The sequence below is a fragment of the Leptospira interrogans genome (assembly GCF_900156205.1).
GTDB classification, from domain to species: domain Bacteria; phylum Spirochaetota; class Leptospiria; order Leptospirales; family Leptospiraceae; genus Leptospira; species Leptospira interrogans.
The window spans coordinates 96,674-120,635 of record NZ_FTNA01000011.1; the positions used below are offsets into that span (position 1 = coordinate 96,674).

Below are 23,962 nucleotides of genomic sequence, written 5' to 3' on the forward strand. Positions count from 1 at the left end.
TCAGAAAGTGCAATCGGTTCATTTGCTTCTTCATCTTCTAAAGAAATTTCAGATGTTTCCAAATCATTTGTAGGAAGTTCAAAATCTTCAAAAGATAAAGAATCTTCCTCTGACAAAACTGGATTTTCAATTTCTTCCAATTCGTGCTCTGGAAGAGAAATCTTTTCCTCTTCTTCAAAATCCTCAAACAAAGAAGAATTAGAAATTGTATCCGAAGACAATAAACTCGAATCCTGTTCAACCGGAAGAGAAAAATCTTCGTTTTCTACGTGAGTGATAAAATCAGGTAAATCATCATCCGAGTCATCTGCTGTAGACGCATTGAGTATGTTATCCAGTTCATCTCCAGAAAGTGCAATCGGAGCGTCTTCTTCCAATTCATCTAATAAGGTATCTGGTAAAACATCTGCTTCTACAGAAGTTCCGCCTAACATAGATTCCGCTATATTTTCTTCCTCAATTTCAGAATCTACAGAAGTAGAGATAAAATCAGGAAGATCGTCTTCAACAGCAGGAGCAATTTCTCCTAGTTCAGTTTTGGATAATGCGATTGGACCTTCTTCATCACCTAAAAAATCATCTTCCTGAGAAAATTCTTCATTTTGATCTGACAATTCAAACCCTTCTAAATCTTCCGATTCCTCTCCAAAACTGAAAGCGTCTGGTTCCTCAGTTAAAGAATTATCCAATTCAGAAAAATCGATTCCATCATCAGGTGCAGAGTCTCCGGGAATAAAAAAGGAATCATCAGATTCTAAATTAGAAATTTCTGATATACTGGTAATGTCGTTTATATCTAATAATTTATCTATTTCTGCGTCTACAAGAGGATCTGTTAATTCTAAATCCAAAGTATCTTCTATATTAAAATTTGCGGAACCAGTCGTTTCTTCAGGATGAAATACAAAATCGTTTTCAAAACTGGAAGGATAATCTTCCCCCGAGCTAGCTACAAGACTTTCCAAAGGATCCGGGTTTATATTCAGATTTTCAGGTTCGGAAGAAAGTATAGAGTCGATATCATCGAATTGTAATTCGTCCATACCGACATTGCGACCTTCCTCGTGTGAATTGTCGTCCTTGACCATTTCGTAATCTTCCGCCATATTCCTATAACATCATTCTTTCAATTCGATCGTCTGTCCGTCCAAAATTTCCCGATCGAGGTCCAGTTCCAGCGTAGAAGGTTTTTTTAAACCTCCCGCCAAACGAACCAAATCATCCAAAGTATCTCCTTTATGAAGACGATAAACTCCAGGATGAACAACATTTCCGTGAATTGACGCGGCAATAGCTTCAGACTGGAATATACTTCGTATCTGTTCTCGGTTTTTTCGTAAGAGAAAACCTACGCTTAAAAATAAAACTATTCCTGCGAAAACACGAATCGTAGTTTTCATAAATAATTGTTCCCAGATCTCCATTGTATTCGGAGAGAAGGAAATCCTTGCTACTATTTTCGGAAATTCACACCCCTAAAAGTTAGCGGGATGCGACTAAAATTCGAGTTTTTGTTTTTTGGAGGAAAAGATTTTTAGAATCGGATGGAGGAAGTTTTTCCGCTTCTGCTAAATTCTTTTTTTCGACTTCTAAATCGATATCTTCTTTGAGAGCACCGTGATCCGTAAGAATGCTAATAGAATTATCTTTTATTTCGACAAATCCTCCTTCTACGGACAATACTTTTAACTTTTCTCCTTTTCGAATTTCTAAAATACCAATTCCCAAAGTGGCAACCAAAGGAGCGTGATTCGGAAGGATTCCAAAAAATCCTTCGCTGCCTGGAACGATCAGAGAATCCACTTCCCCTTTATAGAGAATCTTTTCAGGGGAAATCACGGACACTTTGAGTTTATTCGCGGACATTCGCGTTATCCTTTGTAACCTTTTGCTTTTTCGATGGCATCGTCTATAGAACCAACCATATAAAAAGCTTGTTCTGGAAGGTGATCATAGTTTCCAGAAATCACTTCTTTAAAAGAACGAACCGTATCCGCAAGTTTTACGTATTTTCCAGGAGCTCCTGTAAAAACTTCCGCCACATGAAAAGGTTGAGAAAGGAATTTTTCTATTTTTCGCGCTCTAGCTACGAGCACTTTATCGTCTTCAGAAAGTTCATCCATTCCCAAAATGGCAATAATATCTTGTAAGTCTTTATATCTTTGCAGAATTCTCTGAACTTCCCGAGCGACTAAATAGTGTTCTTCTCCCAGAACCTGAGCATTCATTACTCTGGAAGTAGAATCCAGAGGATCCACTGCAGGATAAATTCCTTTATCGGAAATAGCACGAGAAAGAACCGTGGTTGCGTCCAAGTGAGCAAACGCGTTTGCAGGAGCCGGGTCGGTCAAGTCGTCCGCAGGAACGTAAATCGCCTGAACAGAAGTGATTGATCCTTTTTTAGTAGATGTAATTCTTTCTTGAAGCGCACCCATTTCGGTAGAAAGTGTAGGTTGGTAACCCACAGCAGAAGGCATTCTTCCGAGAAGCGCAGAAACTTCCGAACCAGCTTGCGAAAAACGAAATATATTATCTACGAAAAGAAGAACGTCGGTTCCAATAGAATCACGAAAATGTTCCGCCATTGTAAGAGCGGATAACGCAACTCTTAAACGAGCACCAGGAGGTTCGTTCATCTGACCGTAACAAAGAACTGTTTTATCAATTACTCCAGATTCCTTCATCTCTCTCCAGAGATCGTTTCCTTCGCGGGTTCTTTCTCCTACTCCAGCAAACACGGAAAATCCACCGTGTTGTTTTGCGATATTGTTGATGAGTTCCTGAATGAGAACTGTCTTACCTACTCCAGCACCTCCGAAGAGTCCTGTCTTTCCACCCTTGATATAAGGAGCGAGAAGATCGATCACCTTAATTCCGGTTTCAAATACTTCGGTTTTAGAAGTGAGCTCGTCGAAAGAAGGAGCGGCTCTGTGAATCGGACGGGTTTCCTTTACGGTAATCGCGGGACCTTCGTCGATGGTTTTACCTAGAACGTTAAAAATTCTTCCGAGTGTTGCGTCTCCTACAGGAACACTGATCGGTTTTCCTGTATTGGAAACTTCTTGTCCTCGGATCAAACCATCTGTAGAAGAAAGTGCAATCGCACGCACCGCTTTTCCTCCGATATGGGTTTGAACCTCGGCGATAATCGTTTCCTTTTTTCCGGAAACGTTCGTTTCGATTTCCAATGCGTTATAAATTTCTGGAAGTTCTCCGTTTTCAAATTCGATATCCAAAACGGAACCGATGATCTGCTTGATTTTACCTTTATTCATCCAAGTCGCTCCAATACTTAGTTCAGTGAATCCGCTCCGGCAACAATCTCAGAAATTTCTTGAGTGATTTTTGCCTGTCTAACGCGGTTATATCCGCGGGTGAGCAGTTTGATCATTTCAGAAGCCGCGTCGGTCGCAGACTTCATTGCGATTCTTCTTGCGATCTGCTCCGAACAATTCGCTTCTAAAATCGCTTTTAAAAAGGCCGTTTTTACGACCAGAGGCAGTAGGGATTCGAGAACCTTTTCCGGACTCGGTTCGTAAACCATCATGTCGCTTACACTTCCTTCTCCGGCTGGTTCCAAAGGAAGGACTCTCGTAACTTCCGGTTTTTGAGAAGCAGAGGAATAATATACGGTTGACGCAATTTCTACGACATCTACTTCCTCTTTGGCAAACAATTCCAAAAACAGATTGGCGAACTCTTCCGCTTCCCTATATCCAGATTTATCATCTAAATGAGTGTAGGTTTTTTCTGCCTTCTCTCCCGCGAATTTGAAAAAAGAAATCCCCTTTTTACCAACGATAAAAAGACGAACGTTGACTCCCGACTTTTTCCATTCTTGGATCTTCGCCTTAGCCATGCGGTTTACGTTAGAATTATACCCACCACAAAGCCCTCGATTCGCGGTAATGATCAAAAGAGCCACAGTTTTAATTTTTTCGGGTCTTCTCAAATAAGGACTGTGTACTACTCCGCCAAGAGAGGCCAAAGAAGAAACGAGTTCCTTAATCTTATTGGAAAAAGGATGAGAAGCGTTTACCCGATCGCTGATCTTTTTGGATTTGGCCGTAGAAACCATTTCCATCGTACGAGTGATCTTTCTAGTATTCTTTACCGAGTTGATTCTTTTTTTGATTTCTCTGGGAGTTGCCAAAGCGAACCTCTATCTCAGTGCTTTCTTAAAAATTCTTCCGCGACCTTAGAAAGAACTTCTCCAAGTTTTTCTTCGTCGGAGATTTTCTTTTCTTTGCGGATCGAATCCAGAACTTCGGAATATTGTTCCTTGATCGTATTCAAAAGATATTTTCCGTATTCTTGAACTTTTGCTACTGGAATCTTATCCATAAATCCGCGAGTTACCGCAAAAATTTCCACTACTTGTTCTTCGACCGGATAAGGAGAAGAAACTGGCTGTTTGAGCATCTGAACAATTCTATTTCCACGATCCAACTGCGCCTGTGTAGCAGGATCCAATTCGGTTCCGAGTTGAGCAAATGCTTCGAGGTCACGGAACTGTGCGAGTTCTAATTTCATCTTACCGGCGACTTGTTTCATCGCTTTGATCTGTGCAGCGGATCCTACTCGAGAAACCGAAATTCCCACATCTACCGCAGGACGATTCCCAGATGCAAACAAGTTAGACTGAAGATAAATCTGTCCGTCCGTGATCGAAATCACGTTCGTTGGAATATAAGCCGAAACCTCACCTTCTTGAGTCTCGATGATCGGAAGCGCGGTCAAAGAACCCGCACCATATTTGTCATCCAGTTTAGCTGCTCTTTCAAGAAGTCTGGAGTGAAGATAAAATACGTCTCCAGGATATGCTTCCCGACCAGGAGGGCGACGAAGCAGAAGAGACATCTGACGATATGCAACCGCTTGTTTAGAAAGGTCATCGTAAACTACAAGAGTCGCTTTCTTTTCGTTATACATAAAATATTCTGCCATACTACATCCGGAATAAGGAGCAATGTATTGCAGAGGAGCCGGGTCCGCGGCGGTAGCGGAAACTACGATCGTATATTCAAGAGCACCTTTGTTACGAAGCATCTCTACCGTAGAAGCCACTGTAGAAGCCTTTTGACCGATCGCTACATAGACGCAGATAACACCCGTTCCTTTTTGGTTGAGAATAGTATCCAGTGCAATAGAAGTTTTACCGGTTCCACGATCTCCGATAATTAACTCTCTTTGTCCGCGTCCTATCGGGATCATTGCGTCGATTGCTTTGATTCCGGTTTGCATCGGCTCACCTACGGGTTGTCTCATAGCAATTCCAGGAGCGGGGGATTCCACAGGTCTGGTAAGTTTTGCGTTGATCGGACCTTTTCCGTCGATGGGTTCACCTAACGGATTCACTACGCGACCGAGAAGTTCAGGACCTACGGGCACTTCAAGAATTCGATTTGTTCTTTTAACGGAAAATCCTTCCTGAATATCCAGGTAGTTTCCATAAACTACCACACCTACGGAGTTGTCTTCGAGGTTGAATGCCTGACCAAAGATTCCGTTTTGGAATTCCACCATCTCCCCGGACATCACGTTTTTAAGTCCAAATACACGAGCGATTCCGTCTCCGATCTCGAGGACCGTTCCGACTTCTTCCACGCCCAGATCTTTTTTATAATTTAAAATTTCCTGCTTGAGAACGGACGTAATTTCGTCTGTTTTAATTTTCATAGATGGCTCCAACCGGTAATTTCTTTTCCAGCATGGACTTCTTGATTTCCCCCAGCTGGGAAGCGATTGACTTTTCGATTTTTAAGTCATTGAATTGTACAACGAATCCGCCCAGAAGAGATTTATCTTCTGAAACTTCCAAAATGAATTCCGATTTGAATTTTTCGGAAAGGATGGATCCGAGTTTAGCCGCTTGAGCAGGTTCTAAAGAAGGATAACTTCTTACTTGAGCGCGCACCCTTCCTTTTTTCTTATCCAGCTCTACGGTAAATTGTTTTTGAATTTCGGGAAGATGAATGATTCTTCCTCGATTCAAAAGTACCCCTAAAAAGTTTAGGGTTATATCCGAAATTTTTCCTCGAAGATTTTTTATCAAAACCTTCTCTTTCTCTTCGTTAGATACAGTAGGAGAAAGAAAAAAGTTTTTTACCTTTTCATCTTTGAAAAGTAGCTGAGCTAAATCACCTAACTCTTGTTCCACTTCTTCGGGAACGTTTGTTGCTCCTAAAAGTGCGGAAGCGTATGTTTTGGAAACGCCGGAATCGTTCATTGGTTTATGCGCTCAGTTTTCCCAGTTTATCTAATTCTGTTTCAATAAAAGCTTTGTAGTCTTCGCTTTTAAGTTGTTTTTCCAGAACCTTGGCAGCAACAGTGATCGTCATTTCTACGATTTGAGCCTGTAGTTGTCCCAACGCCTTCGCCTTAGCGAGTTCTATCTCTTTCACTGCCTGATCTTTCTGAGCCTTTACTTCCCCGTTAGTTTCTTCGAGAAGTTTATTCTTCAGTTTTAGTGCGTCAGACTTGGCTTCCGCAACAATTGCATTTGCCTCGTCCTTTGCAGAGTTTAACCTAGCTTCGTAATCCTTTAAGAGAGCTTCCGCTTCTAAACGGAGTTCTGAAGCCTTTTTAATGTCGTTCTGAACGGTTTCTGCTCTTTCATCTAGGGCTTTCAGAATCACATCCCAGGCAAACTTTTTAAGAACTAAGACTACGACTAGAAAGGTAACCAGAGTCCAGACTACCAGACCCGGGTTCACATCCAGAAGACTTAATCCCTTAGCAGCTAAGAGTACCAAGGTTTACTTCCCTTTTTCTTCAGTTACGACTGCAGAAGCTTTCGTCTGGTGAGCAACGGTAGCTTTTAATCCTTCGTTCAGAGTTCCCGCAGCTTGGAAAGCGATTACAAGAGCAAACAAAGCCGCTCCTTCAATCAATGCAGCCGCGATGATCATAGCAGTTTGAATTTTACCACCTGCTTCGGGTTGTCTTGAAATTCCTTCCGTCGCGGATCCGCCGATTCTTCCGATTCCGAGAGCTGCTCCTAGGATGGCAACTCCCGCAGCGATTCCTACACCAATATATCCTAATCCAAATTCCATGGTTCCATTGACTCCTTGTTGATTCAATATTCTAATCAGTGCCTATGCATGCTTAATCCTACGAATAAAGAGGTAAGCAATACGAAAATATACGCTTGTAAGAAAGCTACAAAGATTTCCAAAACGTAGATCAACCCGGAGCCAATCACCGAAACAGGAACGATTCCCCAAGATTGAAATTGAAAGATAAATCCCATCAATGCAAGTATGATTACGTGCCCTGCTGTCATATTGGCTAAAAGTCGAACAGTCAGCGCAAAAGTTTTTGCCATCGGAGAAACGATAAACTCCAAAGGCCACATGATGATATACAAAAGTAAAGGAACTCCGTTAGGAACGGAATGCCAGATGAACTTAGGTCCTTGATAAATAAAACCCGCAGCGTATATTAGAAACATAGTAAGAAGTGCCAGAGTCATTGTCACAGAAATATCTCCAGTCACAGTGATCCCACTCCAAACCTTAGCGATCCAAGGTGGGTTATGATGATCTAAGTGCACCATTCCAGTTGCATCTCCTGCTACTGCGATCAACTCTCCTACAGATGGAACCAGTCCCATTAAGTTACAAAATAAGATAAAGAAAAATAAGGTTAGAATATAATGATAGTATCCGTGGCCGTGACCATGCATACTTTCGTCTACGATGTCCTTGCGTAAAAAGTTTACAAATACTTCTACGGTGTTTGCAAAACGAGACTGAACTTGAAGCGGATTTCTTGCGATAATTTTAGCCGCAGGAATAAAGATAAGAAAAAGAAGTAAGGCGACAATCCACATCATCGTAACCCGTTTTGTGATGTGCATATCAAAACCGCCCACAAAGTGAAACCGTTTTCCGGTTTCGTGGTCGGTAAAGATCGTTTCTTTAGAAGAATCAAAATTGGATTCCCCTTCGAAAACCTTCACGCCTCCTATGTTAAACGGAAATTCCGCGTTGTCCATCAGGTGATGTACAATCACTTCGTTTAGATCAAAGGCCTCGTGAGCTGATTCCCCTGATGCAAATATTTGGAATGGCAATAATAGAACTAATAATACAGAGAAGATAAATCTTTTCGTCATAAAAGAAATCTGGTTTAAATACATTTTTCGAATCAACAAAGGATCGTATTTTAATTACGGCCACTATCACAGAATTGGCGGATGTTTTCCGGTTTCTTTTTTGTATTTTATGCGATTCCGGTGGTTCAACTCGCGAATACAACTATTAGAAAGTGGCTGAAATGGGCAATCAAAAAACCAATTATAAAATCAGAACTATCGTTCTGTGAAACTGCAGCCCAAAGGGCAATTCCGTTGCAAAAGAATGATAGTGCCATTATGCCAATCTGAATTCCCACACCTTTTTCGGGAAGTTTAACGATCGTAAGAATCTTTAGGAGATAAAAAGGAACGAGTAAACTTAAGGCGATAATACTTCCGGAAAGAAATTTCCTTTCGGGAGTAAAGGTTTCGTAAACCGTAGCCAGAACGAGAACCAAAACCGCAAGTCCTAATAGATACTTCTTCCAACTCATCGGATTCTTATTTCGATTTGCTGCGATTGGAATTCAAGAAAGAAAGAATGAGAAGTGTTTTTCGTTTTGAAATTGTTTGAGATCCTATATTTCAGTTTGATTCTTCCATTTGTAAGAGTTCCCACAGATAAAGCCAGATTCCGAATTTCTCGTAATTGGGAGTTTGTATGAGCTCAACCATTTTCAAAAACCAACTGCAAAACATAGACGTTGTGGTAGTTCCTACATTTTATTTAGAAAACGGCGCAGCAGATCGTCCAGTAACAATCCGAATAAAATCTGGGTCCTTTTTAAATCCGTCAAAATCTGAATCCGTTAGGAAATCCTTAGGAGATTGTCTTAGACGAAGGGCGATCGCAACATTGTGGAGCATTTCTTTTTTATCTCTCTGAATCGCATAGAGACAGGCAAGATTAAAATACAACCTGGGATCAGTGACATCGTTCGGAATCATTTGATTCCCGAGAAACAAAAGTCCAAAATCCTTTGTGATCCCGGTATACGCAATGATATCTGCGGCAAAAAATTCTCTTGCGGAAGAATATGTATTCCCACTTTTAAACCCTGTCAATGGAGCATTCCCAATTCCAAGAATCGGGATCGTAAAAGAATATAAATGAGCAATCGAAGCCGCCTCAGACCATTCATTATTGGAGATGTGTTCATTGAATTGTAACGCAGCCTTAACAAGAAAATAATTCCGTAAGCTCTCCCGTAGACTTTCAGAATAAGAACAATTTCCCGAAAAGACCAAGAGGATAACAGTCAAAACGACACGTATCAAAAAAGTATGTTTCCGATTTAAGATCGATTTAGTTTGCATTCTCATCCAAATAAAACCGCAACATTTCAAATCCAATAGCTTTTTGAAATAGTAACCTTTTGATTGAGACAACTTGGGCCGCTTCCTTATCCATTTGCGATTTCTCCTCCAACCAAATAATCGAAGAAAGAATATGGACCAACGGGCAATGAAAACAGGGGTAAATATAAAATACAAACTCGCAAAAACCCAAAGATTTCAGATCTATCGACGACTTTTTACCATTTAGTTTCTTCTTAAATGCGATGATCCCACAACGTTTGCACGCGACATCGAAGCGATCACTTTTTCAAAGTGGTTCTATAAATGATATAGTAAATTCCGTAGGAAAACCCAAGCAAACAAGCCCCGAGCAAACCGAACGGTGATGAATGGAATTTTGTATCTAGATAATTTCCTAAATAAACAGAACCGACCACAATCGCCGCAAACTCAATTCCTAAACCTGCAAACTCCCAAGGTGAAATTTCTTTCTGTTTTGGTTTAGTTTCTTTCTGAAAATCAGAAGTATCGTTTTTTTTACCTTCGTCATTTTCTTCAGACATGGCGACTAACGTAAAATCTTTCCGATACGATTCCAACGAACTTCCATTCTCCAAATTCGATAACGAAGAGTACGTTCCACCCAGCCAAGTTTACTTTCTTCTCTTACCAAACCGATTTCGGAAGGATGACAATGTTTTACAAGTTCTTCCCCCTGATAACGTTCCGCAAATTCAGGTCCTTTTTCAGATAGTTCCTTTCCATTCTTATATTCGCAGACGTTATCTTTCCAATTGATGGAAAAATAAATCACTAAAGCCTTTCCGAGTATATCTTCTCTTTTAACAAATCCCCAAGTTCTGGAATCGTGAGAATCGTCTCGGTTGTCTCCTACGACCATATATTGATTTTCAGGAATTTCACATCCGATCGAAAAATTACATTCATATCCATCGAGTCGTTTGCGATCTTCTTCATAACCTTCTAAGACGTAGTGTTCAAAACCAGGTTTTTTTTCTAAAAATAGTGATCTTGTAGGAGCATAGAGATTGTCCAAATCTCCCAATACATTCCCCTCTTCTGTTTCCACAGGATCGTAACCTTGAAATCTATCAGATCCTTTTTCTTTGTATTCGATGACGGAATAATTCACGTCTCCTTTTTTTGTGGATAGAAATTTAGAAGTGATCCGAATCGTATCACCCGGAAGACCCACTACTCGTTTCACGTAACGTTTTGCAAAAAATCCATCCCGACTGTCTCCAAGACTTAAGGCACGAAATGGTGGCGCAAAAGTGACTATATCTCCTCGTTGAGGATCGTCGATTCGTATCAATTCCGACTCTGTAAATGGCATTCGAATCGAATATCTCATCTTATTTACGAATAGAAAATCCCCAATTTTTAAGGTGGGGATCATAGATCCAGACGGTATATTATTCGCGTCTAAAACCGAGGATTTAAAAGCAAATACCAGGATCACGATCAGAATAAAGGAAAATGTAGAACTAATGGGAGATTCCTGCCCAGCAGAAGACTCTTTTGTTTTGACCTCGGATTCTAACTTCATAGGGAAAGCAAAAAGAATCTTCTCTCCCCTGTCAATCCTGCGTTAAAAATTCTATCGGTTTTTCAAAAATCACCGATACTTTGATTGTGAAAGAACAGATAGACCGTAAACTTATAGAACTCAGAAGAACCTTAGTTTCTCTCGTAGATCAATACCCTATCTGCGGGCTGAAAGGTGGAACCGAAACCGAAGACATGGACGCGGATGAAATCCGAATTCTACATCTAGCGGCTAAGGATCTAGTTCCTGTTACCGTAAAAATTGGTGGCCCGGAAGCAAGAACGGATATTCGTATGCTTGTCAAAGAGGAAATCGAAGGCATATGCGCTCCTATGATCGAATCTTCCTATGCTCTCAAAAATTTTATTCAGACTTTAAAGAGTATGCTCACTCCCGTAAGTTATGGAAAAATTTCTAAATCTATCAATCTCGAAACGATCACCGGTTATAAGAACCTGATGGAAATCGCAGATTCACGTCCTTTTGATGATTTGAATCAAGTTACCGCCGCTCGCTCCGATCTTTCGGCTTCTATGGGGTTGATTCCGGACGATGAAGAAGTGATGAGAGTTACTAAAAATATTGTATATCTTTCCAGAGAAAGAGGAAAAAAAACTTCCGTTGGCGGAACGATCACTAAATCCAATTTCAGAAAAATTGCCGAAACGATAGGCCCAGATCTTATCAACTCTAGACACGTAGTTGTAAACACTCAAGAGGCTCTGTATAAAAATCCTGAAGAAGTTGCCGAAGCAATGTTATTTTTTGAGATTGAACTCTACGATCTTTTCTCGGTTTTAAAACCTGAAAAAGCGTTCTCTTACAAAAACAGAATAGAAACCAACCGAGAAAGAATTGGAGCTAGAAAGGTACTTTACTCGATCCGATAAGAATGGCAAAAGACACTCGAGATCTAATTTTAAAAACCTCTCTCAAACTTTTCTCCGAACAAGGCTATCATGGAACCACGATGAGGCAGGTTGCTTCTAAAGCGGGTATTTCCCTCGGGCTTGCATATCGTTACTTTGATTCTAAAGAGGCGATCTTAGAAGGAATTATAGAATCACATGATAAAATTCTTAAACGTTATATCCCTGACGAAATAGTTACAAATCCACGCCGTGAAGATTTAATCGTTAACGTTTCAGAAAGCCTAATCTCTCTTGTTAAGGAAAACGAAGATTATCTTCGTCTTTATTGGAATCTGATGCTTCAGCCTAAAATTCACAGATTAAAACGTAGAAATATTCATCTTGTGAATATGATTTTTTTTGAAACTTCTAAAAAAACAATCCGTTCCGTTAAACCGAATTATTCCGAATTTGAAATCAAAAACCTTGCTTCGACTACAATCGGTTATATGATCAATTATCTCACAAATAAGAAAGAGTTTTCACTCGATGATTTCCGCAACTACTTACTCTTCACTTTGAAAAATACATAATTCGCGACCCATAGGGAGCGAATTAGCAAACGAACAGCGGAGCGTCGTGAGTGGCTCCCAACGAAGTTGGGAAATAGAGCGTTCTATAGACTAACGTGAATTTGGTGGTTGAAAAAATTTCTAAAAGTATAAGTTCCTACAATTTTCGAATTTGTCCGTAAAATCGTGATTTGTAGTAGTTTCCACATCATTTTACAGAAAAACCTAAGTTTTTTGGTAGTTCCACGCTTCAATACGACAGATTCAATTGTTATAAACTTTTATTTTATCAATTGTGGTAGTTCCTACATTTCAAAGTTTTACCGTAAAATATAGTTTTGTGAGAGTTCCCACAAATTAAGTTACATAATAAATTTTTAAACATTCATTTTTTATGGAAAATTCAGGTTTCTATAAAACATCCTTATGCCGAACTCACATTAGATTAGTATAACACTCTTAATTAAGCGGAGTCAAAAAAGAGAATTTTAAATTTTGTTCTTCACGAATGGACAATTAGTAAATTCTACTTTTTTAAAGTAAAATTTCGAATCACATCTTGTCGTATCTACGACAATCCTTTGTAAAACTTGTGAGCCCCCACCCCCGTTTTGGGTGGTGGGAAAAATTTCGGGAGATCCCCCTCTAACAGAAAATTCTACTTTTGTAAAATAGAATTTTGAATCGCATCCTGTCAGAATTACGACAGATTTATATTGAGATCAAATATTTGTGGGGTTGGTTATGATAGAGAGCGTTTCACACAAAAGACAGCGAAGCGTTGTGAAGACTCTTTCCTATGTAGTGATAACATTCAATTGTAGATTCGGAGAACTTCAATCTTACACGCAACTCGCTCCTATTCTGGAAACGAACTTTCGCTCCGATCGTTTTATTTATATAAGGTTTTTAGTTTCGTTTTGATCTTTTCAATCGTTTGGTCTCGAGTAACCTCGGGCCAATACAACATGAATTGAGTCCAACCTTTTACTTCCCGTACAAAATACCATGCATAATAATCGCACACTCGAAATTTAAACCGAGTTCCTTCCGCAGGAGCAAGTGGATCGTTTGTGTCGAAACGGGTACCGATACTTCTCGTATCTGTTAGGATTTCAAGTTCTCCGTCCTTTTTTAATGTTACCGTACCAAAATCTTTTTTATCGGATAGCTTTTGCAGCAAATATTCTCGAAACGGAGCAAAAAGAAGGGGGGCCTTTTTTGAAAGTTCTACTTCTATAAGGTCTTCTATAATTCCATCCCTTTCTAAGTATGACCTCCAAGAAGAATTTTGCAAAAAAATCTTGCGCCCGGCTTCGATCATAGACGGATGTGTTGGATTTTCCCAGAGTAAAGCGATCGGCTTTTCTATAGAAGAACGTAGTTCTTTCGGATTGACTTTATCTAACCAAAGAGCATACTCAGGAAGCGCGCTCAAGTCTTTTGCTTGGATTCGTTTTTTTGTGATTTCGACGATATAAAAACTTGTATATCCGGAAGATTTCATAATTTGATACTGTTCACGCAAAAGAGGTAACGCGGCTTGGAGGTCCCAATCCGCAAGAATTAGAACCATATCGCAGGAACCAGAACTACCGAACTCTTCCGCGGCGAACAAATCCTTCACTCTTTTACGCATTAGAGTGGAAACACTCGGAGAATTTTTACCACGGAGAGATTTTCCAGCCGTTTGAACGATTGAGTTTGCAGCCTCCAGCCAACTTTCTCCCCCTGCCTGATCGTCCGCTAAGATTTTGTACAAACGTTCGGAGTACGGCATACCTTTATATTGATTCCAGTAGGCTCTGATTTTTGCCGCTATCTCCGCTTGTCCTTCGACCCCGCGCCCTTTCCAATCGTCTTCTTTCCCAAAATTATGAATTTGTAAAATTTCGCGGAGTGCAATATAGGCGGCTTCGCTCACTGGAATGAAACGTCGAGTGCGGAAAAAATCCCTATGGAAACTTACAGAACGAGTAAGTCGACTATCCTTTTCCAAGCAGGTCAATAAAAGTTCCACAGCGGGTTCTCCCACCCGGATCAATTCTTTCAGGATCGGATCCTCTCCCAAATAAACCCCACCCGGTTGACCAGATTGTCGAGCAGAGATTTCGTCTAGAAGTTCGATGAGCACTTTCGTTTTTACAATCGGATTATCGGACAATTCGTTTAACAACGTAGAAACGTCTTTGTTTCGCGGTGTCTTTAAGCGACGTTCTTCGTCAGAGAGAAGTTCAGGAAGAGAAGCCAATACATCATGAATGGGTGTTATACTCTCTTGAAAACCACGCTTCTTCGCTTCTAAGTCCACTGTTTTCTGAAGTTTAGACAAAATACTCGCACTTGTAAACGCGATACTCGTATCTCCTCTCATATGAGCGCAGACAGCGCGATCAAAATGCGCCCAGACTAAATCTTGTATCAGCAATAAATAGGGATCTTTGAAAGAAGTTTCGTTTTCGTCCGTGTCGAATAGATCCAAACTTTTCCAAAGTGTTTCGGCTAACTCTACTTCATGAAGTCGTAATAAAAGCGCAACCTTTAAGGGTAATAAACTTTTTTCCGACAAAGCCCGATCTTCAGGGAACGCGGAATATGAATATCTGGATCGGTTTATTGTTTCTCCGGGATATTTTTTTTCGTATTCGGCGCGTTCTTTTTTATCTTTCGAAACGATAGAAAGTATGTCTGACTGTAAGTTTTGTTTTTCTCCAATGGAAATTACGGGATAGACCAGACCGTTCCAACCGATTGCATAAAAGGAGTCAATTACCCAACCTCGGGTCTGAATCGTGTGCGAACTTCCCCAGACACTTCCGACTCGTACTACAATAGAACGGTATTCGAGACCTCGAGGATCCGCCAAACCCTGTTCAAAAAGCACGGGGATCACGTTTGTAAGTTTTTTCGGAAGTTTCGTGTCGGGCGCTGTCCACAGCAATTGTTGAGAAGGAGGTTGTGGCATCTGCACCCATGATTGTTCTATAGTTTGGCTCCGTAATCTACACGAGATTAACAAAAATAGTGAGATCGTTGTCGGATAAATGAATCGTTTTATTTTCATGAATTTCACTAAGATCAAGCTATGTAATGATGGTATTCACCTAACGGTGAGGGAAAGTCAGCGATCCCGATTTTTTCTGAAAGTAAAAATGATTTTACGACAAATTATTTAAACTTAGGAGAAACCTATGAGCTAATACAACAACGAAAACTAAATTTATTATAACTTACTAAACATTTTAATATGATTCTTTTTAATTCTTTCTTTTGTTAGAACTTTAACTTAGACGATCGGCCATTTCGTTTTATTTAACTCCTCTATCTATTTCTTCTCATATAGATCGCGCCAATACATTAGATTTGTTGAAAATTAGTTTTTCATCTCTCTCTGTTGTATTGAAATCAACAATTGAAACGATTTTGCTAATCTCACTTATGTGTAGCCCTTTCTCAAGTAAGCAAATTCTTTTCTGTCTTCTTTTCTCTAAATCTCTTTGGATTCTTTTCATTTTTCACAAAACTATTTTTTTTAGTTCCTATTCATGAGTGCTATTTTTATAGGGATCAGTAAATTCTCCAAATTCTATAGAACTTCCAAATTTAATTTTATCTTTTCCCTAAATTCACTTTTATAAAATCGATTCTTTTTACGCCAAACTCACATAAATGTAGGAACTATTACAAATCACGGACTTTAGAGTTAATCCTTAAAAACGTGGGAACTATTACTTTTAGAAAATTCTTTCTCATTTTTTCTACAGACTATGTTATCTATGTATCTAAAAATCTGCAAAGACTGGCTTGGTCGGAAGTACAGCCAATTAAAATACAATGTCTTTTTTTAATTTTCTCAAAAATAGACAGTATGATAAAAAACTTTTCCACGATTATTTCTTGCCATCCATTCTTTCTAAAATAGTTTCAACTGTCGGAGAAACTACAGTTGAAACGAATTTTATTGACTGAATACTTTCCCGAAGGAAGCCAAGAAAAATCAGTGGCCCATCCTTGCCAAATTCTCCAAAAGATAGAAAACAAACCCACCGAAGTTCCAGAATTAGAATGGCTTTGCAATAAGGGATTAATCTGGATCGATTTAGATTCTACGGAAAGTGAAGATATAGATTTTTTAGCCAGAGAATGTAATTTTCATCCGCTCGCAATTGAAGATTGTATCAATAAAAATCAAAGACCTAAGTTAGACGAATACGATTCTTATCTTTTTATTGTTCTACATCGATTCCATTATGACACAGATAAAAAAATCCTAAGAAATAGCGAGATCCACATCTTTTTCAACGAAAAATTCGTAGTTACAGTTCACCAAAAGGAGGAACCTCTGATCGAACAACTCAGAGAACGTTGTATGACACAGGGAAACCCTTTATCCAGAGGAACGGATCAGATTCTTTATATGTTATTTGATCAAACGGTAGATTCAAATTTCCCAATCCTAGACAAAATGAGCGAAGAAATCGTACGAATCGAATCTCAAATTTTAGTAAATCAAGATAGCAATCAAACCATAGCAGGGATTCTATTTCTCAAACGAAACCTGACTCGAATTAGAAGGGTACTTTCTCCTCAAAGAGAAATTGTAAACAGTCTAATTCGAAGAGATCACAATTTTCTAACTCCTAAAATTCAAATTTATTTTCGAGACGTATATGATCATCTAAATCGACTTTACGAAACGATCGATATGGACAGAGATCTACTCGGTAATACGATGGACGCTTATTTTTCAGTAATTTCTCAGAGAACCAACGATATTGTTAAACGGCTTACTCTTATCAGTTTGATTTTTATGCCTCTTACATTCCTAACCGGTTTTTTTGGAATGAATTTTACCGCAATTCCATACGACAGTAATTCATTTTTATACCTTACGATCTTATTTGCATCCATCATTCCTATAGGCATGATTTACTGGTTTCGAAAAAAACATTGGTTTAAAGATTAAAACATATTTATTTTTTTTAATATAGTATAAATTCGCAAAAAAAATTCAATGTTATTTCTAAGACTCAGTAAAACCTTTTCTACGAGTTATTCTATGAAACGAAATATATTAGAGTTTCTAAAAAAATTAATTCTCCATCTATTTCCGTTATATTAAAATGTACAATTAAAGTAGTTTCGCCAATCTCCATTATAGTTTTTTCAAAAATTATAATAACAACCACCTTTATATAGTAATACAGAATTCATTTTACAGAATATTAAATTTTATTTATGTATATTCACAAAAAAATTCATAATAAAACTACCCAGTCTCCATAATACTCGAAACCATACAATAAAGCTCCAGTATTTTACGCTTAAATAGAGCTTTGTAATAAAAATTTAAAATACTCAATCCGAATAGTTTACATATCAATCCTGTAAATTCAAAATAAGAAAATAAAAGCGAGTCCGTTCCTTTAATTACAGTTAATAAATTGTATACAGGAAACATTATATCAAAATCTCATTTAGTTTCAATTTATTATAGAACCGATCATAAAGAACGTTCTGCTGAGTTTCCTCGCACAGATCTATTTCGTGTTACACCGAATTCACGTTATTTTTATATGTCCAAGATCCTAAAACAAAATATTAGATATTTTATTATATAGTTCTGTATAGTTTTCCAAACTTTCATAAATTGAGGCGAATAATTTAAATCGCCTTCTTTAAAGAAAGTTTTTGTAAAATCAATTTTACTGATCTCTATAAAATTAAGCACTATGAGTTTTATCCCAAAACCTCGTTTGAAGTGAAAAGTAATCGCTCAAACATAGAAAAACTTTGAATTTTATAAAAATTTCCTAAAGTAAATATTACAAAAAAAATTGACTATATTCATTTTTTATGAAGAAAGAAAATGGATCCAATCGTATAATAAATTGACTCAATTCGTTTTTTTCTGCTAAATTAGTGAAAGTTCGATATGATCAATGCGAAAACGATTGAGGCACAGAACGCTCTTTCCAACTAAAGCCGTCGCTTTACAGGCGTTTGACAGATCGTGTTCTATAACAAATTGAATTCAGGAAAAAATTTTGTTCCCTCAATTTGTGATCGAAGCTGAAAGAGTGGTCCGGATTGACCCAAGCTTCTTACGTAGAATTTACGTTATTTAATTGTTCGAGGGAAACATGAGAATATTTCAAATTTATATAATTCTATTGTTGTCCTTATTCCTGGCCCGAACGGCATATTCGGAACAAATCGTATCCTCAAAAAAAGACGAACCGGATGCTTACTACGGACTGGATGTAAAAGCGGTCATTTCCCCTTCCTACGGAGCCAGAATTAGAGACGGCGCATCTGGTATTTCCAACTCGGCTCCAAATGATAAGACAGGGTTTTCCACTCCTTGGACCATTCTTATGATTTCTAAAACGTTTGAAGAAACCGGAATCCAAGCAGAACTCTGGGGGGAACTTATCAGAAACAACCAACTAACATCGGATACACGAACTGACTCTGGAACAAAACAAAATCCTTATATTCTAAACGTTCGTAGAGCCAGTATTAAAAAGAATTGGGAAACTTCTTCCTATGGCAATTATTCTATCGGTTTCGGAATTCAAGAATTACCTCATACATACACTCAGTGGAGTAACTATTGGAGATGGAGATATATTGACAAAGGTCCTTTAGAATCTCTTGGTTTTGCACCTCAACCCGCCGACATAGGATTGAATGCGACCGGAAAATGGTCCATTTTCAGCGCACAAATTATGATCAGTAACGGAGAAGGTTATAGAGAAACCCAAAACACAAATTCTTCCGGAATGGACGTTTCCTCCAGATTTTCCATTGAACCTATGTTAGGCGAAAAAACCAAAACGGGGCTTCATTTATTTTATAGAAAAGAAAACGCTTTCGGCTTTGGAGGAAACGAATGTTTCGAAGGGAAAACAAACTGTCTTCCAAACGATCTAAATCCGGCTACTTCATTATATAGACAAATTCAAAGTTTACAGTCCGACACTTTTGGTTCAGAATCCAATTTGATTTGGAATGGTTTTTTGACTTGGAATCTAGGTTTGGGCGGAATTCTCAAAAAACAAAACAGCGGAGAAATCCGAGATAGACTTCAGCCGTTTGCACCTCCGATTGCTTTCGGAAAAGACGGTTTCGGAAAGGCGTTATACATTTGGTTATCCATAGGCATCGAAAAATTTCATCTTCTGGGGAGAATAGAACAAGGCACAGGAAACAACGGAATTATGGGTGTCACCGACACGGTACAAAAAGAATTTCTACCTGGTTTAGGAATTCCAAATGTAGATGCTACATTACAAATTCGGAATATTCTCCCAGAAACCAGAGCAGGTGGATATTCCAGTAAAAGTTCATTTAGAAGGATCAGTGTGTTTTTCGAATGGATTGTAAATCCCAGATTTAGAATGGCAATCGGCTATATCGAAAATAAAAATTATGATTTGAACGGAATATCCCAACGCGCTTATATCGATCCACTCGGGAATGAAAGAACTGAAAAAGAATATCTTTCTCAATGGAAAGAGTCAGGAAACTTAGGAATTGTTTCTTATTCGGTTTTGGATAAACAAATACTTTTAAGAACTACAATAGAATTCTAAATTAGGAGATTATTATGAATTACAAAATAAGAATATTATTTCTTATCATTTTACTTTCGGCTATAGCAAGCTCGATCACACTCCTGAGCCAGGAAACGGAAAACGCTAAAGTAAGTTTTTCATTAGGTAAATCTTATGTTCAAAAATCTGGTAAAAGCTCCTGGGAACCTTTAAAACCAAACGATTTTTTGGAAGAAGGAGATTTAATCTCCACCGGAAACGGTTCTAGAATTACGGTTCATTACAAAGGTTCCGAATTTAAGATTCAACAAAACAGCAAAGTAAAACTTTCAAACCTTCCTGAAAAATCTAAACGAGGTGTATTAGAAGTAAATCAAGGTTTCGCATGGTTTAAGATCGTAAATCTCAAAGGGAAAAAATTTGAAGTTACAACACCAAATTCCACGGCGGGAGTCAGAGGCACTTCATTTTCTGCTTTCTACGATCCTAAAACAAGAGAATCGTCTTTTTGCACTTGCGAAGGCAAGGTATCTATTTCCGATTCTACAGGAAAAGAAATTCTTTTTCAAGAAAAAGGCGAAGGTACAATCGTCTCTTCAAAAGATATAGAAATTAAAAAATTTGAATATAAAGGAATTATTAAAAAATTAAATACCCTATCTGGCTTTGAAGAGAGGCTAAAAAAAAATCCTTTTTTAAAAAACTGTCTTTCTTGTCACACTCCAGAGGGTTGGATTCCACAAGAAGAAACTCTTAAGGACGAAACCTACGGCAAACAATAAGACGTTCGGTTGCTCCATTTTTTATTTTTTTACTATTCGAACGCATAAAATAATACTATCATGAGCTTATTTCAAAAATTAGAATATACAACCTACTTTAAATATGACCAACAATTACAGATTAGACACAATTTTTAAGTACCTTCGTATTTTTGTAAAATCGACAGTCCATTTCAAGTAACATTTTCATACGCTCGAATAGTAAAACCGATTTTTAGATTTTAGTGACCTCTATCCAACTGAGCGCCGTAAATTTTTTAGTTAAAGTCTTATTTCAATGCAAAAATATTACGTATTCTAATATAATTCTAAGTAGTATGTAAAGTCGGTATGAATATGTAAAACCAATATATCATTCAAAAAAAATCTATTCCCAAAACACAATCAGATCGTCTCATTCATTTTACAGCATTGGCAATAGTTTTAAGTATTTAATTTCTATTTTAAGAAAACATTATATGACTTAATCTATTACTGAGTTTTATAAAATAGAGACCATAAGTTTTTATAACGAAACCTTATTTCAATACAAAATATTGAATACTTTATTATATAGCTCTGAGCATTAGCTTTTCATTGAATCATAAATTGAACATTTATTTTTATAGAAATAATTTTTTTATAACTAACAATTCCATAATGTACAGAAACTTTCTCACTCTAAAATTTCCAGACTTAGCAACTTTTTATAGAATTACTTGACATCCATTCTGATTTTGTCATATATTTTTTCTCAAAAAAAATAGGAGCTTTTATTATGCACCCCGAATTACATATCAATTACTTGGCGGTATTGGTGGCAGTAATTACAAATTTTATCTTCGGTTCTGTTTGGTACGGCCCTTTACTTGGAAAAACATGGGCGAAGGAAATGGGACTTCCTTCTAATTTTCAACCAAATCAAAAAGAAATGTTTAGATCAATGGGACTGATGATCATCGGTTCTATTCTTACTGCTTACGTTTTATTTTATACTACAAACGTTTGGAGAGCTTCTTCCTGGAAGGCTGGGGAAGATCAAGCGGATTGGGTCTACGGATTTTATTCTGGAATTTATACTTGGCTCGGCTTTTATGTTCCTTTGCTTCTCAACAGCGTCGCCTTCGAAAATAAATCCTGGAAACTCTTTGCAATCAACGCAGGTTATAATTTAATCTCCCTCCAAGTAGTAGCAATGATTCTTTCGTATTGGAGATAAATAGGAAATCAAAATCCATAATGTTTTTTTAACGTTATACATAACTTTTAAATATTAAGAAAAACTTAGGTTTCATTCTCTAATTAGAGTTTTATTGGCTAAAGGTATATTAGATTTCAATTGAATTTTTTATTAATTTAAAGTTAAATAAAAAATTCAATACAATCAGCATCTGTATGAGATGTAAAACAAATTAGGGAATAAAAAAACTAGATGTTGCTTCCTAAAACTCAGAAAGGCGCAACAAAACAATCGCCTTTATCGATTATACCAAATTCATGTTAAATATATTTTAAAATTATAATTTTATAATTTTCTTAAATAAATCAATTAAATTCACTTTGAGTATGATTTTTATATATTCGGCGGGAGCTAGAATTGCACAAAATCGATTTGTACATTCAGAAAAATGCTCTGAAGATAAAGTTTCTTTAAAAAATATGAGTAGAAGTTTTAGAAACAGAAGGTCACGGCAAAAACAAACAGATGTTTGTATAAAAGCACAATTTGTCGTGCCGAACCTTCTTTTTAAAAACAATCAAACTTTTTTGGAGCCGATCTCAAAACCTATCGAACGACCCAGATTGAGTATCACAAAAATGTGAGAGTTCCCACATTTTAAGTTTTTTGAATAGACTTAGATTAAAAATCAACTAACCTCCAGCTTTTTGGACCGAGTATTTTTTCTTATAAATACCGTAGCCGATTCCACCTAAAAGTATAACCAACCAGATATACCAAAATTTAATGAGTAGAATTGTAATCGCAGTGATTATAAAAGCAACGATTCCTAAAACCACTTTGATCAAACCTCCTCCCAAATCTCCTACAAATGGAATAAAACTTAAAAGAGAAGTCAAAGGTCCCGCCATCAGAGTAAAACTAGAAAACATTGCTATAAATCCAATCAATCTCCCAACCCATTTCATCGTGTTATCATCCGACTTAATATCCGCCATCGTTTCCGCAAAATTACCAACACTCGCATTCAAAAATTTATTTCCCTCCGAAGAAACAAACTGACCTACTCTATTTCCTTTTACGTCTCCTACAAAAGTCATATCTCCTTCCGGAATCGGAATAACAGAGATCTTAATCCTTTCACAACCTTCTTTTTCAGACTCCACACAAGATTTAGAACTATATAAATATCCATCACCGTAAACAAAACGCCCGGCAAGAATTTCGTTTTCATTTGCATCTCTGGAAGGAACTTGAGAAGTAAAATCTACATCTTCTAATTGAACCGAATAATTTTTACCATCTGCATGAACCAGAGCACCCGATGCAGAATCAGACTGGTCTTGAACGGATTTTCTATAATAGCGTTTTGTACGACATCCAGAAAGTTTAAAACTAGAAGGATTCTCCGGAGAAGAAGTCCATTTTAATATACAATTTCTGACTTCTTTTTTATTACTTCCAGAACCTTCCGTTTTTACTTGTTCGTCCCAAGCATATACTTCCGAACTTATGGAATAAGAAATGAAAGAACCACTTCTTAAAAATTCACCGCCAAGAGGACTCGCTTTTAAAGTTCCAGTCACATAGGAAGGTTGGCCTTCTTTTGCTTGTCCGACGGGCATTGCATTTTTTAGAGCAGCACTTGCTTGCTCACAAGTTTCTACATTGTAAATAATGATAAAAGATACGGGCAATAATACAATTCCCGTAAGAATACTTTTAAAAGAATTTCTCATCTGGGATAAAAAACCTACACTCTCAGTTGAGGACATTCCGTCCGGACTTTCAAACGCCATTGATTTTCTCCTTTTGATTTTTAATGAAAACTTTATAACTTTCAAATTTTAAGAAAGTTTATAAGCTAAAAAGTTTCTTAGAAAATCAAAGAAAAGTAAATAATTTTTTAATTTGATGACTTTCGTTGAAACGATGATTTTATGTAAAAATTTAATTTGAAGATGATTTTATAGAAGTCCTCTCAAATTTTTATATTAAATTTGTTCTGATAAACGTCCTTGTTAAACAAGAATTTGAAATGACTTTATATACATTAAATTCTAAAAATAATATAATCTGTAAAAACT

23 protein-coding genes are annotated in these 23,962 nt (G+C 37.5%); 7 read left to right on the top strand and 16 right to left on the bottom strand.

Translation table 11 applies throughout. The features are described from left to right. From BW942_RS10870 to lepB, 14 genes are all read right to left on the bottom strand, one after another. A partial coding sequence (locus tag BW942_RS10870; RefSeq protein ID WP_000796742.1) for a hypothetical protein occupies positions 1 to 1,106 on the bottom strand: 1,106 nt, incomplete at its 3' end. Positions 1,107 to 1,118: 12 nt separating this feature from the next. Next, entirely contained in the window at positions 1,119 to 1,400 is a 282-nt protein-coding gene (locus BW942_RS10875) for an SLBB domain-containing protein (RefSeq protein ID WP_002070052.1), read from the bottom strand. A gap of 82 nt (positions 1,401 to 1,482) precedes the next feature. Beyond that, positions 1,483 to 1,866 carry an ATP synthase F1 subunit epsilon gene (gene atpC, locus BW942_RS10880; RefSeq protein ID WP_001275641.1) on the bottom strand — a complete coding sequence of 128 codons (384 nt, stop codon included), beginning with the start codon at positions 1,864 to 1,866 and terminating at the stop codon, positions 1,483 to 1,485. A 5-nt stretch (positions 1,867 to 1,871) separates the two neighbouring features. Further along, positions 1,872 to 3,275: a F0F1 ATP synthase subunit beta gene (atpD, locus tag BW942_RS10885; protein ID WP_001032431.1), complete on the bottom strand. Its 1,404-nt coding sequence runs from the start codon at positions 3,273 to 3,275 to the stop codon at positions 1,872 to 1,874. Positions 3,276 to 3,292: 17 nt separating this feature from the next. Beyond that, positions 3,293 to 4,153, bottom strand: coding sequence for an ATP synthase F1 subunit gamma (gene atpG, locus BW942_RS10890; protein WP_000235141.1), 861 nt, complete (start codon positions 4,151 to 4,153; stop codon positions 3,293 to 3,295). Positions 4,154 to 4,167: 14 nt separating this feature from the next. Further along, entirely contained in the window at positions 4,168 to 5,679 is a 1,512-nt protein-coding gene (gene atpA, locus BW942_RS10895) for a F0F1 ATP synthase subunit alpha (protein WP_000695329.1), read from the bottom strand. Continuing rightward, positions 5,669 to 6,229 (bottom strand): ATP synthase F1 subunit delta, encoded by a 561-nt coding sequence (gene atpH, locus BW942_RS10900; protein WP_000999999.1) that lies wholly within the window; start codon positions 6,227 to 6,229, stop codon positions 5,669 to 5,671. The genes atpA and atpH overlap by 11 nt, the downstream gene beginning before the upstream one ends. A 4-nt stretch (positions 6,230 to 6,233) precedes the next feature. Continuing rightward, positions 6,234 to 6,755 (bottom strand): F0F1 ATP synthase subunit B, encoded by a 522-nt coding sequence (locus tag BW942_RS10905; protein WP_000243426.1) that lies wholly within the window; start codon positions 6,753 to 6,755, stop codon positions 6,234 to 6,236. Positions 6,756 to 6,758: 3 nt separating this feature from the next. Further along, on the bottom strand, positions 6,759 to 7,058 hold the full coding sequence (locus BW942_RS10910; protein ID WP_000394249.1) for an ATP synthase F0 subunit C: 300 nt from the start codon (positions 7,056 to 7,058) through the stop codon (positions 6,759 to 6,761). Positions 7,059 to 7,093: 35 nt separating this feature from the next. After that, positions 7,094 to 8,146, bottom strand: coding sequence for a F0F1 ATP synthase subunit A (gene atpB, locus BW942_RS10915; protein ID WP_000281179.1), 1,053 nt, complete (start codon positions 8,144 to 8,146; stop codon positions 7,094 to 7,096). A gap of 101 nt (positions 8,147 to 8,247) precedes the next feature. Further along, positions 8,248 to 8,577, bottom strand: coding sequence for a hypothetical protein (locus tag BW942_RS10920; RefSeq protein ID WP_000118559.1), 330 nt, complete (start codon positions 8,575 to 8,577; stop codon positions 8,248 to 8,250). A 229-nt stretch (positions 8,578 to 8,806) separates the two neighbouring features. Next, on the bottom strand, positions 8,807 to 9,400 hold the full coding sequence (locus tag BW942_RS10925; protein ID WP_001193644.1) for a TPR end-of-group domain-containing protein: 594 nt from the start codon (positions 9,398 to 9,400) through the stop codon (positions 8,807 to 8,809). Positions 9,401 to 9,681: 281 nt separating this feature from the next. After that, a complete protein-coding gene (locus BW942_RS10930) occupies positions 9,682 to 9,945 on the bottom strand; it encodes an AtpZ/AtpI family protein (RefSeq protein ID WP_001982265.1) in 264 nt (87 codons plus the stop codon). Between the two features lie 5 nt (positions 9,946 to 9,950). Continuing rightward, positions 9,951 to 10,952: a signal peptidase I gene (gene lepB, locus BW942_RS10935; RefSeq protein WP_000764509.1), complete on the bottom strand. Its 1,002-nt coding sequence runs from the start codon at positions 10,950 to 10,952 to the stop codon at positions 9,951 to 9,953. Positions 10,953 to 11,038: 86 nt separating this feature from the next. Between lepB and BW942_RS10940 the strand changes: the two genes are divergently transcribed. Next, a complete protein-coding gene (locus tag BW942_RS10940; protein ID WP_001977544.1) occupies positions 11,039 to 11,842 on the top strand; it encodes an aldolase/citrate lyase family protein in 804 nt (267 codons plus the stop codon). Positions 11,843 to 11,844: 2 nt separating this feature from the next. Then, a complete protein-coding gene (locus tag BW942_RS10945) occupies positions 11,845 to 12,396 on the top strand; it encodes a TetR/AcrR family transcriptional regulator (RefSeq protein ID WP_001040162.1) in 552 nt (183 codons plus the stop codon). Positions 12,397 to 13,267: 871 nt separating this feature from the next. Here the strand turns inward: BW942_RS10945 and BW942_RS10955 are convergent. Continuing rightward, complete coding sequence (locus tag BW942_RS10955) at positions 13,268 to 15,340, bottom strand: hypothetical protein (RefSeq protein WP_001136139.1); 2,073 nt, start codon at positions 15,338 to 15,340, stop codon at positions 13,268 to 13,270. A gap of 981 nt (positions 15,341 to 16,321) precedes the next feature. On the opposite strand from BW942_RS10955, the gene corA reads away from it, so the two are divergent. From corA to BW942_RS10980, 5 genes are all read left to right on the top strand, one after another. Continuing rightward, positions 16,322 to 17,341 (top strand): magnesium/cobalt transporter CorA, encoded by a 1,020-nt coding sequence (gene corA, locus BW942_RS10960; protein WP_000821728.1) that lies wholly within the window; start codon positions 16,322 to 16,324, stop codon positions 17,339 to 17,341. A 1,177-nt stretch (positions 17,342 to 18,518) separates the two neighbouring features. After that, positions 18,519 to 19,973 carry a hypothetical protein gene (locus BW942_RS10965; protein ID WP_001218027.1) on the top strand — a complete coding sequence of 485 codons (1,455 nt, stop codon included), beginning with the start codon at positions 18,519 to 18,521 and terminating at the stop codon, positions 19,971 to 19,973. Positions 19,974 to 19,987: 14 nt separating this feature from the next. Further along, a complete protein-coding gene (locus BW942_RS10970; protein WP_001106967.1) occupies positions 19,988 to 20,716 on the top strand; it encodes a FecR family protein in 729 nt (242 codons plus the stop codon). 757 nt (positions 20,717 to 21,473) lie between these two features. Further along, positions 21,474 to 21,914 carry a DUF1761 domain-containing protein gene (locus BW942_RS10975; RefSeq protein ID WP_000553178.1) on the top strand — a complete coding sequence of 147 codons (441 nt, stop codon included), beginning with the start codon at positions 21,474 to 21,476 and terminating at the stop codon, positions 21,912 to 21,914. A 347-nt stretch (positions 21,915 to 22,261) separates the two neighbouring features. Continuing rightward, a complete protein-coding gene (locus tag BW942_RS10980; RefSeq protein WP_000576321.1) occupies positions 22,262 to 22,519 on the top strand; it encodes a hypothetical protein in 258 nt (85 codons plus the stop codon). 48 nt (positions 22,520 to 22,567) lie between these two features. Here BW942_RS10980 and BW942_RS10985 read toward each other — a convergent pair whose 3' ends face one another. Continuing rightward, a complete protein-coding gene (locus tag BW942_RS10985; protein WP_000863674.1) occupies positions 22,568 to 23,674 on the bottom strand; it encodes a TMEM43 family protein in 1,107 nt (368 codons plus the stop codon). Positions 23,675 to 23,962: the final 288 nt, after the last annotated feature.